Here is an 11,713-nt window from a genome sequence, read left to right as displayed (position 1 = left end):
CTTGCTCATGTTGCTCTTGCCACTCAACCTGGACTGCTTCCTCCGGGACCCATCCGTCCCAGTATCAAGCTGCCCAGATCAATGGGGGAACTTCATTTGACCGCTCCTGACGGAAAACGGACAGTCCGCCAACCGAATTCCATCAAAGTGGTAGCGGTGCGTCAGTGAGCGACTCCAGGATGTCCCCATGAGCGTGCCACCACCTCGCGAGCCGAAGGGCTCCCCGTCTGCAACGCTGAGCCATAACGGCGCGAAGGGCCGGTTCGGGGTCTCCTATATACGATCGATAGCCAGTCAAGTCGGCGTCGGGTTCAACGAGACCTCGCCCGACGAGGACATGTTGGCGATCGACGGGACCATCGAGTTCGCGCTCGCTCCGGCACGGGTCCAGGTCAAGTGCACCTCGCGGTTCTCCATCACGGGCAACAGTGCCACCTGGCAGTCCGAACTGCACTGGCGTGAACAATGGACGCAGAGCAAGCTGCCGGTCTACTTCGTGCTCGTCATCCTGGACTTCGACGAGCGCCCCCGGTGGATCGAGCACCATGCCGCCGGCACCAACCACACGGCAGCAGCCTTCTGGGTGCGGGTCAACGAGACTGCTACCGGCGACAAGATCCGCATCCCGAAGTCCCAGCGCCTCACTGCCGACACCATCGAGCAGTGGCACCAGGAGGTGGAGGCGTGCTTCCTACCAGCAGCCTGAGCCCGGCGGCAGTGAGGTTCCCGACCCTCGCTCAGCTCCGCATCTACATGAGGCACTCCGGTTGGGCGAGCCAGCCGCCCGGGATCGGCGGCTCCGTCTGGACGAACGGCGAGTCGAAGATCGGCATCCCGGCAATCACGGGAGACGACCTTGTCATCGCCAAGGCGGTCCTCGACCGGCTTGCCGCGCACGAGCGGACCGTCGCCACCACGCTTGCGCCACGGATCCGGTATCACCAGATGGACGTCACGTACCTCCGGGCGGCCAGCGACTACCGCATCACGGACACCATCCCCTTCGAGGCGGCATCCACCGTGATCGGCTCCGCCCGAAAGCTTCTGCGGGCCGCTGGCACGACCGCGTGGCACGAACGTGGCGACATCGGTGGGAACTACGCGCGGCGCGGGGACGAGGTCCTGAAGAAGACGCGGATGGACCACACCCAGCAGGGCTCGTTCATCATTCCGCTCCTCGTACCGCTCTCCGAGCCCGAGCAGCCCGCCGGCGAGCAGCTGATCCTGCCGAACCTGGAAGTACTGACAGCTGCGCCAGAGCCCTTCGAAAGGCGTGTCACAAGGACGTTTGCCCAGTCGATCATGGCGGTGAAGGAGATCATCGTCGAGCCGGAACGCTCGCCTACCATGAGCGACCTCCACGCGGTAGTGGCGCGCGGCGTCAGCAGGGAGTTCTGCTCAGCCCTGGCACGGATCCTGGCGGAACCGGCCATCGGCGAGTTCGAGACGCGGTTCGGCTGGGCGGAATCGCATCCAGCCCCCGCGACCATGCCTGCTTCCGTCTCGATCGACGGCGAGGCGTCCCAGAAAATCGAGGACGCTGCCACGCAACTCAAGCAGAGTCGCATCGACGCCCGCTCGATGTTCTCGGGGAGCATCGTCGAGCTGCGACATGTCACCGACGAACCGTTCGGCTCCGTGACCATCTCAACCGTGCGCCGCGGGCGAACTTCCGAGATTCGGGTCCGCCTGCCATTCGACCACTACCAGGAGGCCGTCTCCTGGCACCAGGCCCAGCGCGCGGTAATCGTGGAAGGCGAGGTCCGCACCGGAGTGGGCCGGCGACTCGTCGTCGACGACCCGGTCACGTGCCGACCGATCGATGAAATCCTCCTGACCATGACGTGACCGATTCGAATTCGAATCGACCCGGGCCGCGCTCACATATGGTGGCCTCCAAAGAGCCGGGCCAGGCTCAGCAGCCAGGCATCGACCGACTGCGGCAGGCCTCAGGGTATCCCCTCTCCCGCCTCAGCCTGCGCCCGACGAAGTGACGGAATCCCTCACGGGGAAATGCGGTACTCAGAAGGTGCGGGTCGAGGTTTATCTCGACCCGCACCATTTCTTTCACCCGGGCAGTAGGCGCCTCACAGCCCCAAGACCTGGCAGACGGACGTCTTCGCCTCAACCGGTGCTTGGCTCATCGCAGCTGTCAGTGATCTTGGCGGCCAGCGCCTTGATCTGCTTCTGTGAGACCGGGGTGCCGGTTCGGGACAAGGCCTTCAGGCGGATCTGAGCCTCAGTCCTTGCCGCCTGGGCCTCGTTGCTCCGGCGGGCGACCAGCGCGGCGTCTCCGTCGGCTTCGAGCGCTCTCCGGCACTGAGCGATCTTCGCGTCGCTCGTCCTGATGACGCGTCGAACATCCTCCAGTTCGGAACCACTCGTCCCAACCTGATCGACCTACCACCATGCTCACTGGCAACCACATCTCCGCTGACGACCGATCAAGTAGCTGCTTGAGCAGAGCGCGAAACAGGCCACCGGTACCAGGGGTTACACGGCTGGAGGTCGAACCCGTCGGATCGGGCTAGTGGAAACCTCTCATCATGACATTCCCATAGATTCGCGGCCGTCTTTCTGGCAGTGTGCATATAGAGCGAGGCGCGGGCAAGATCCGCGTGATCCATGGGGGGCTGTGTGACGGGAACGAAGGGCGGTTCCGTGAACCTGCTGTTCGGCGAGGCCGATGGACGTATCCGCATTGCCGTGGCCGGAACCCCGCAGGGCATCCACGCGCTGTCCGTACCGGTGCGACGCGATGGCGCGAATCGTGCGCCTCGCAATCGCCAGGGGCTGTTGAGCATCAAGGAAGCGGACTTGGTCGCAGCCGCGACGCAGCCGGCCTACCAGGCGCCGCAGCACATCGGCACCCGCGATCTGATCTGGGTGCTGTCAGCAAAGCGGCGGACCTGGGCGACGATTGTTGCCAGGTTCGGCACCAAGGCGTTGGACATCGCCCTTTCGCTGGTCCGCGCCGGGGGCGTTGTCTTGCGTTGTGAGGTCGACGACGACCTGGAAATCGCTGGACCGCTCTCGTGGCGCCTGTCGCATTCCTGGGCGCTGCAAGCGGAGGAGCTGCTGCAGGAGCTACGGGGACAGCGGGACCCCGACGAAGTACGGGGAGAACTGCTCGACCTCATGGAGGCTGTCAGGGAACTCGGTCAGGAGCGGGAGCTGCTGACCCGCTGCCAGGCTGGTTCGCCGCTTCGTGTTCCCGCAGGTACCGCCACGGCGACCGAGGCCTGGTCCGCCTACGAGGCGGCGCTGCGGGCTGCCGCGCATTGGTGGCCCCGTCATCGGACCGGACAGCGCATGACGGCCAAGGAGTTGGCGGGCCTGGCCCTTGGGGGTTCGAAGATGTGGACGCCCGCTCGGCAGGCGGCCTTCGAGAATCTGGTCGCGATCAGCTTCGACCACGCGGTCGACGAGGCCGACGTGGACATCCGCGTCAGGGGGCCGTTGAGCTGGCGGATCGGCCCGGTGGCCGCCGATGCTTCGGTGGCCAACCCCTGGGTGGCCCTGCCGGCCGGTGCCCTGCGGTTGATCGGTGAGGTGGAGTACCGTGCGCGCGGCGTGTTCCTGATCGAGAACTCCGATACGTTCGAGCGTGTGTGCGCGATGGCGGACATCACCTCCCAGTGGCTGTGCATCTGGGGGCACGGTTACGTCGCGAACCAGCTGGTCTCGTTGTTGGACTGGCTGCGCCCGGCTCGTCTGGCCGTCTGGGGCGATCTCGACGCGGACGGGGTCGCGATCGTTGACGACCTCTCGCGGCGGTTGGGCCGACGCGTCCACGCGGTGGGCATGGACGCTGAGCTGTGGCGGGCCGGCCCCTACCGCTGGCAGAAGCCGGAGGCGTATCCGAAAGCGCGAGCGCTGGCAGCGAGGATGGCGGAGGAGGGCCCGGCCGACTTGCGGGCGCTCGCGGCGGAGATTGCGACGAGCGGGGAGTCGCTGGAGCAGGAACCGCTGCACGAGAGGGTGCTACCTCATCTGGCAGCGCTGCTTGAGCAGGTGCCGGACGATGTCTGAGCAGATCGCGTTCGGTGACGACAGTGACAAGGCCGATCTCGACGCGGCTGTCAGGCTCGCCAACTGGCGGGCCTTCATGGCCCCTGTAGCCGAGGACGCTGGCGCGGTAGCCACGCACCCGGAGGTGGCAAGGCTAGCGGTCGCGATCCTCAACGTGTTCGCGGAGCACTCCGGGCCGCACGGCCTGACCAAGGCTGAGGTCGTGCAGGCGCTGGCAGGCAACTCGCAGGGCTGGTCGCAGGACCTGGTCAACCGGCGTCTGAGTGTCCTGACTCAGCTCGGATTCCTCGAGCCATACATTCACAAGGCCCACCAGGATCGCTACGTGGTGCGCCCGGCCGGGCTGGCGGGGGCGCTGGCGGCTGAGCGGCTCGCCGAACACGGCGGTGTGGATGAGCTGATCCTTCTGCTGGACCGGGCCAGGGCCATGTTCGACCGCAGCCATCCCGATCCGGACGCCGCACTGGACTACCTGGTGTCGTGCCGCAACGCCCTGCGTGTGTTCGCCCTGGACCTGCAGCGCCAGGTCGCCATCGGCACGCCCGCAGAACTGATGCAGTCCCAGCGGCAGCACGACCACCAAGGTTTCACCCGCCAGGTCGCCGACCTGAATAAACTCGTCACCGAGCGCTTCCGCGGGGACTGGGCGCTCGAGGAAGCCGCCGCCGCACTCATCGAAGCGGAGCAGTTCTACCGCCAACAGCTCATGGCGGCTGCCGACAAGGTCGTGGAGCAGGGCGGCGACAGCCTCAACTTCGATGTCCTGACCGTCGCCGAGTACACCGATGCCGCGTTCAAGGGTCACATCGCCCTGCTGTCCCGGCTCGGCACCGCCCTGGTCGCGGACATGCCCGCCGTTTGGATCGAGGCGTCCGCGCTGTTTGAGACCGTGGAGGGCTTCGCTCCCCGCTCACGTGGGCGGGTCCGTCCGCCGCTTCCTGACACCGGCGACGACAGCGACGACGTCGATGCGCTGCGGCGGGCCGAGGTGGCGTACGAGGGGTCGCGAGAGCGCCGCCGGTTGGTGGCCGACGAGTTGCTGGCCGGCAACGACGAGGTCGATCTCTCTCCGGCTCTGTATGCGGCCGGCTGGCCTGCAGCTGCGGCGATCATTACGGATATGCTGGCACTGGACGGTGATCCCGCGGAGCCTTACACCGTGACGGTCGAGGATCTGCTGCTGGCTGACCCGCATGCCCGCGTCACCTATCTGCACCCGCTTCGCCTGCACCGCACACCGGCTCAGCCGCACGTCTCCTATGCGGAACGGGACACATGAGCGACGCTGAACCTCAGGAGGACGGTCCCGATCACAATGTCGCCTTCCAAGCTGCGCTGCTGCTGGGGCGTCTGCGCCTGTTCCAGGTGGTGCCCGCTACGGTGCCCGGGCCGGTGATTGCGACGGCCGCCGCCGCAGCGGCAGGGGTGGGGCGCCGACTGATCCGCATCACCAGTGGCCCGAACGGAGCGGACAGACTAGTCCTGGGCTGGGAGAGCGAATCGGCGCCATCCGCTGATCCCGCAGTGCAGGCCTCGCGGCTCGGTCTTTCCCCGATCCCCACCCTCGTGTGGGCCGTGTGCCTGCGAGCGGGCTGGCCGGAGCCCGATCATACGCCGTTCCCTGGTCTCCCATTCGAGCGTGCCCGGATTCTGGAGCTCTGCGTCGGGCTCGGGGCCGACCGTGAGTCCGTCGAGCGGGCCATTGACCGGACACTGCCCAGTTCAGGGTTGATCGCCGTGGGCGGCGGCGATCTGCGGCTGGGACCTGCGGTTGCGGCCCTACCCGGGACCGTGGTGGAAAGTCTTCGCCGCGGGCACCATCTGCTGCCGGCCCTGGGCGACAACATGTCATCACCCGGGCCGGGCCGTGCTGCCGCTGCCCACGCGGTTCCGGTCTGCGAGAATCAGGTGCCCAGCACGTCCGACCACCATGTGGTCCGCTCCGCAATCGCCACGTTGGAGACCTCGCGCCGGGCCGTGCCGCGTCGCGACCTGCCCGGGCTGACGGACCCCGCGATCCGCTCACTGGCCGAAGCGGCGCTGCTGCCGTGCGGGCGCCAGCTCATGCAGACCGCCGACGGCAATTGGACCACCGGTTTCACCGACCCGACCGCCGACGCGCTCGCGGACGAAGGGTCAGGCACACTCACGGATGCAGAACGGGCCGTGCTGGCCCTGGTTCTCCTGCATACCGTGGCGATCCCCCGCGCACGGGGCCGGCACCGGCACAGCCGCTGGACGGGCGAACCATACTCCGTCAGCCTCCAGGAACTCGCCAAGAACCGCGAGATACCCAAGGTCACGATCAAGGCCGCCCTGCGCGGCCTACGAGCAGCGGGTCTGGTCGCCGAGAGCACCACCGGCCACTACATCCCCGGCCCGGCCCTGGACCGTCTCCCCGAACACCGCAGCGCCTCGCTCTGGGAAGACCTGATTCTGGTCGGCCGCCCTGACGGGCACCTGGCTGCCGCCATCGTGCGCCGACGCAACCTCACAGATACGCAGCCCACGTACAGCCACCGCGTCCATGGCCACGAAGAGACGGACCGCCCGTGAGCAACCCGAGCAACCCGAGCAACCCGAGCAACCCGATGGTCCGCGGAAAGCGCGGAGTGATCGGCACCCGGCAGCTGATCGCCGTGCAGACGTTCGACATCGCCCGGCTGACCGCACATCCGGTCGCCATCATCCCCGGTGCCTTCGTGGCAGTGACCGGGCGCGGGCCCAAGGACTCCAACGAATCCGGTAAAACAAGCTTCCTTGCCGCCCTCGCGCTCCTGCTCGGCGACCCCGAATGGCGCATGGCGGCGGGCGGGTCAGTCCACGCGCCCAAGCTGCTGTTCGAGCCGGTCACGGCCGGGGCCTCCCCCGACCGGCACGGACCGGCTCATGTCGGCTACGTCGTGGGCGTCTTCGCCGAGCCGGAAGACCCGCAGAGCACCGCCCTCACCGTCTGGCTGCAGATATCCGCCAAACCGCAGCACATCGAGGTGCGCCACAAGCAAGGGATTCATCTGCTCGTGGACGGCGACGACCGCGAGCGCCATGACCAGGCCCCGGACTTCTTCCGCAAACTCGGTGGAAAACCTATGGGGCCCACCGAGTATGCCGAAGCACTGTACGGCCGCGCCCCGAGACTGCTCGCCTACATCGCCACACGCGGAGGCATACGGTCACGCCCCTCGCTGCTCAAACTGGACGCAGGCAACTTCACCCCCGCCCAGATCGGCGACGCGCTACTCTCGCTGACCGGCAGGGCCGGCATGCTGACCAACGACGTCGAGGCACGAAAGGCCCTGGCGCAAACGCAGTCGGACCTCGCCGCGAAGATCTCTCAGGCGGAGGAGTCCCACCGGGCGGAAGACGCGATCCTGCATTCCGTCGACGCCAGGGCCCGAGCCAGGCGCGAGACAGTACGAGCATCGGAGTTCCGCCGCTCCGCCCGAGCCCGCGCCGCCCTCGACACGCAGATCCGGGCACGGCGCATCACCGCCCAGCTCACCGCTGTACAGAGCGACCTCGATACGCTGGTACATCAGCACGACAAGGCGAAGACAGCACTTGCGGAGGCTAGGAACACTGCCCTCCTGCAGCGCACCGCCAAGGAAGCGCTGCTGGGCAAGACGGCCGCCGACCAGGACCTGGCAGAAGCGAACCGTGAGGAGGGAAAGCTGCGGGGTGACTTGAACCGGGCCGAGGAGGACCACCGACGCGAAAGTGAGCGTGCCGATGGCTACGACGGGCCGCCCCCCGGAGAAGTCGCCGACCTCGTGCAAAGCCACGAGAGCGAGCAGGTGAAGCAGTGCGCAGAACTCCATCTGGCCACCAGGCGCGTCGAAGCGTTGCGGGCGGAGCTCACCGAGGCCCAAGAGGGCAGGACCGGTGCGGCCGCCGTGGTCCTGCGGGCCCTGCTGTCCGAAGAGGTTGAAGCCGTCGGGCTGATGGCCGCCACCCGCGTCCACGCGGACGCACGCCAGGACTGGGAGGCCCGCCTGGCCCCCTGGAGGGACGCCGTGTGCATCGCGCCCGGCGACCTGGAACGCGCCACCGAGGCGGTAGCGGCGCACCCGGGGGCGATCCTCATCACCGGTCCGGCCTCACAGCCCTCAGCCGGCATCCTGCCCCTACCCGGCCCACGACCTGTGCCCGGGGGCATCCGTACCACCGACACGCTCGCTCTGCCGTTCCTGCACGCGCTCGCGCAGTCGACACGCGTGGACCACCCTCCCCACGTGTCCCTGCCCGGCCTGGGCGTCCACGTTATCGGTGGCTTCGAGCAGCCGATCGCGGGACAGGAGGACATCTGCGCGCACCTGCAGCGCCAGCTGCATGACGCTGAGAACCAACAGGGCAAGCTCGCTGTGACGGCCGAACTCCACCGCCGGCGGATCGCCAACCTGAAGCGCGACATCGAGCGGGCCCACGCGAGCGACCTCGCCCAGCGCCTCGGGCCAAAAGTCCGGGAACTGGAGGACATGCTAGCGGCGCAGCTGAAGGCCCTTCCCGGCCTCCAGAGCGCCGCAGATGTTGCGTCAGACACCGCTCACCGGACACAGGAAGCCTTCAGGACAGCCCAGGAGCGCGCCGACATGCTAGCCGATGCCCTGCGTGAGCTACGCAAGCAGATCGAGGGAGCTGAACGGAAGCGGGACAAACTGCGGGCGATGCAGGCCGACCCATCCACCGAGCAGGCGAGGGCCGACTGGACCGATTCACTCGACGACGCACTCGCAGCACTGAACTGGGCCTCTCTCCCAGAAGACGACCCCAATGCCGACCCGGCGGACGAGGCCGACACCCGGGCCGTCGTTCGGCGCGACCCCGCCCACGAGATCGAGCGCCGCACCAGCGCGGTCCTCGATGGCGAAGGACGGGTACGGCTCGCCGCCGCACTCACCGGGCTCGCCGCAGACAGCCGGACCACCGGGGTTGCCACACAGGAACTCGCGGACGCCCTGCACCACTACGAGGCGGACACCCCCGACCCAACCGGGCGGATCTTCCGCACCTCGCTGCAGGCACTGCGAACGTGGCTGGAGGAGAACGAGGAACGCGACGCAGGCGCCCGAGAACAGGTGGAAGCCACCCGACAAATGCGTGAGGACGAACGCACCTTCCTCCAGGACGTGGTCGACGAATCACGCCACGCCCTCGCTGAAACCCAGGAATCCATCCAAGAACGGGTCCAGAGCGCCCTGGACCGCATCAGTAAGACCCTGAACATCCTCAACGAGAAGGACATGGGCTACGGCGCCGATCTGACCTACAACATCAGTGCGCCGACCGCGGCCGAGGACCAGTGGATCTGCCACGTCGTGCCCCGGTGGCGGCGCAACCCCAGCGGCCCCCTTCTGCGCTACGACGCGCCCACCAACACTGCCCAGGAAAAGCTCTTCTCGATCCACCTCGTCCTCGCCGCCCTGCTCGCGGCACCCGACCCCCAAGGACGTGTCCTGATCCTGGACGAACTCGGCGATTCACTTGGCGCCGAACACCGCCGCGAAGTCATCGCTGCGCTGCGGGACGCCGCTCAGGAACACGGCATCACCGTCCTGGCCACCTGCCAGGACGGGCTGATGTCCGACGTGCGGCCGATGTGCGGACAGATCCTGCAATTCCGCTACCAGTCCAAGTCTGACGCCCTCAACCGCCCCACCCTCATGTTCGGCTACGACGCGAACCGGCAACGCATCACACTCACCCTCGACGACCTCGTCCGAAGCCGGTCCTGAGCCCCGCACTCCGGGCCGGAACCCTCAGGCCCGGCCAGCAGCGCACGGAAGCTCGACGCGACCTGACGCCTCGACCGAAGGCACCCAGCGCCGGCCCCCGTACCGAAGTGCAAATTTCACTCCGGGAGGTCGCGGCCTGGCCGAGGATTACCCGGTTCCACTCGTCGCTGAGAAACTCGGCGCTCCAATGGGTCTCCCCGGGTCGAGGTCGGCGTGGACGAACGCGGCGTGGTGGAGGGGGCTGGGGGCGCCGCTACGGTCGCCCGGTCCGTCTCGGCAAGAACCCCACCCGGCCCAAAACCCGGATCCTCGCCGCCGGCAACGACGCCTGCCGACTGCTGGAACGTCTCCACCAGAACAGGTCCAGCTTCCGGTCCGGCCCGCAGACCGAGGCCCTGCGGCAGATCATCGTGCAGAACTACCACTACGAAGCGGCAGGCCGCCTGAGCTGGCGCACCGCTGATGACGGCGGGCTGTCGCCCTCCTCCTGGATGATCGTCTCTTCCTACCACGGCGCGCTACATCCGCCGCGGGCACATCATCCGCTGGAAGGCTTCGCCGCCCATCTCACCGAGACCTGTGCCTCCGGCAGCGTCGACGTGATCACGGACGTGGCCACCACCTCGGCCGCCACGAACGATGGCCAGGCCCTGCCCGGCATCCACACCCGCATGGCACGTCGCGGGCTGCTGCCCGCCGAGCGCCTGGTCGGCGGCGGCTACACCTTTCTGGTCCACCTGGAAAGGGCCGCCCGCGAACACCAGGTCACTGTCACCGGGCCCCTGCCGGGCAATCCCACCAGCCAGCACCGCAAGAACGAGGGCTTCGACCGGGACGACTCCGCATCGACTTCGATCGCCGACAAGTCACCTGCCCACGGGGGCAGATCAGCCGGGGCTGGCACGGCCCCTACCCGACCTCCTCACCCACCGCGGCACCTCTGATCGTGGCGCGGTTCACCGAGAGCCAGTGCCAGCCGTGTCCCGACCGTCCCCGGTGCACCAAGGCCCGGGCCCGGAACGTGGGCTTTCCCCCACGAGAACTCCGCGACCTGCAGGTCCGCGCCCGCGCCAAGCAACAGACACCCGACTGGAAGGCCCGCTACGCGATCCGCTCCGGAGTGGAGAGCACCACCAACGAGTTCGCCCACGGCCACGGCATGCGCCGCCGCTGCTACCGAGGCAAGCCGAAAACCCACCTGCAACACGTACTCACCGCCATCGCCGTGAACATCGAACGACTCAGCAGCAGGCCAGCAACCGAGGCACCCTCTCCACCGAGACCACCAACCGCCTTCCAGATCTTCCTGGACCAGCAAGGAATTCCGGTCCAAGTCCTGGCACACCCTCGGCACTTGACCACGGTCCTCGACCCCAAGGTCCTCGACAATGCCCGCAAGGCCCACCCCCAGCTCGACTATGCGGACCACCCGATCGGGGCAGCCGACGGCGCCGAGCTGCTGCTTCACCTGACCGACTGGCCCGAGTTCACCCGCGTCGAGCCGGCCGAACTCGCCGCCCGCGTCGCCGTCCCCCGCGTCCTCGTCCGCCATGGCCTGAACCGCCTGGCCTTCATGGACCGCCCCACCGGCACCGTGATCCGCCGCTACGAGCGCGAACGCCCCGGCGAACTCGTCCACGTCGACATCAAGAAGCTCGGAAACATCCCCGACGGCGGCGGCCACCGTGTCATGGCCCGCCAGGCCGGCGAGGCCAACCGCCAGGCCACCACCGACCAGCGCAGCCCCTCCGGCACCCCCAGGATCGGCTACAGCTTCATCCACACCGCCGTCGACGACCACACCCGCCTGGCCTACAGCGAGATCCTGCGCGACGAGCGCAAAGAGACCGCCGTGTGTCGGCGTACACATGAACGTCCCCACCCACGTACGGGTGAAAAGGGACAGTTGTTGATGCGGTGAGACCTGGTTGCTCGGCACCCTGCTGGTA

Annotated in this window: 7 protein-coding genes and 2 pseudogenes; all 9 read left to right on the top strand. The window is 67.8% G+C overall.

Translation table 11 applies throughout. The annotated features are described in order from the left end of the window. Nucleotides 1–187 precede the first annotated feature (187 nt). Nucleotides 188–706, top strand: coding sequence for a DUF4365 domain-containing protein (locus ACFTWP_RS40690; protein ID WP_380270239.1), 519 nt, complete (start codon nt 188–190; stop codon nt 704–706). Continuing rightward, on the top strand, nt 685–1,848 hold the full coding sequence (locus ACFTWP_RS40685) for a hypothetical protein (protein WP_380270238.1): 1,164 nt from the start codon (nt 685–687) through the stop codon (nt 1,846–1,848). Before ACFTWP_RS40690 ends, ACFTWP_RS40685 begins: the two co-directional genes overlap by 22 nt. Nucleotides 1,849–2,661: 813 nt before the next feature. Next, entirely contained in the window at nt 2,662–4,032 is a 1,371-nt protein-coding gene (locus ACFTWP_RS40680; RefSeq protein WP_380270237.1) for a Wadjet anti-phage system protein JetD domain-containing protein, read from the top strand. Then, entirely contained in the window at nt 4,025–5,311 is a 1,287-nt protein-coding gene (locus ACFTWP_RS40675) for a hypothetical protein (RefSeq protein ID WP_380270236.1), read from the top strand. Before ACFTWP_RS40680 ends, ACFTWP_RS40675 begins: the two co-directional genes overlap by 8 nt. Then, on the top strand, nt 5,308–6,588 hold the full coding sequence (locus tag ACFTWP_RS40670) for a hypothetical protein (protein WP_380270235.1): 1,281 nt from the start codon (nt 5,308–5,310) through the stop codon (nt 6,586–6,588). Before ACFTWP_RS40675 ends, ACFTWP_RS40670 begins: the two co-directional genes overlap by 4 nt. Further along, a complete protein-coding gene (locus ACFTWP_RS40665; protein WP_380270234.1) occupies nt 6,585–9,764 on the top strand; it encodes a hypothetical protein in 3,180 nt (1,059 codons plus the stop codon). The genes ACFTWP_RS40670 and ACFTWP_RS40665 overlap by 4 nt, the downstream gene beginning before the upstream one ends. A gap of 410 nt (nt 9,765–10,174) precedes the next feature. Further along, on the top strand, nt 10,175–10,708 hold the full coding sequence (locus ACFTWP_RS40660; protein ID WP_380270233.1) for a hypothetical protein: 534 nt from the start codon (nt 10,175–10,177) through the stop codon (nt 10,706–10,708). Beyond that, a pseudogene (locus ACFTWP_RS40655) lies at nt 10,609–10,947 on the top strand (transposase); the annotation flags it as partial. The gene ACFTWP_RS40660 and the pseudogene ACFTWP_RS40655, both read left to right, overlap by 100 nt. 345 nt (nt 10,948–11,292) lie before the next feature. After that, a pseudogene (locus tag ACFTWP_RS40650) lies at nt 11,293–11,616 on the top strand (IS481 family transposase); the annotation flags it as partial. Between the last annotated feature and the right edge of the window lie 97 nt (nt 11,617–11,713).

The organism is Kitasatospora sp. NPDC057015 (genome assembly GCF_042673745.1).
In the GTDB taxonomy this organism is placed as follows: domain Bacteria; phylum Actinomycetota; class Actinomycetes; order Streptomycetales; family Streptomycetaceae; genus Kitasatospora.
This window is presented reverse-complemented; position numbering and strand designations above follow the sequence as displayed.

Excerpts from the sequence above, each read along its gene's own strand:
- ACFTWP_RS40690 (WP_380270239.1), top strand. The coding sequence starts at position 188 with ATGAGCGTGCCACCACCTCGCGAGCCGAAGGGCTCCCCGTCTGCAACG.
- ACFTWP_RS40675 (WP_380270236.1), top strand. The coding sequence starts at position 4,025 with ATGTCTGAGCAGATCGCGTTCGGTGACGACAGTGACAAGGCCGATCTC.
- ACFTWP_RS40670 (WP_380270235.1), top strand. The coding sequence starts at position 5,308 with ATGAGCGACGCTGAACCTCAGGAGGACGGTCCCGATCACAATGTCGCC.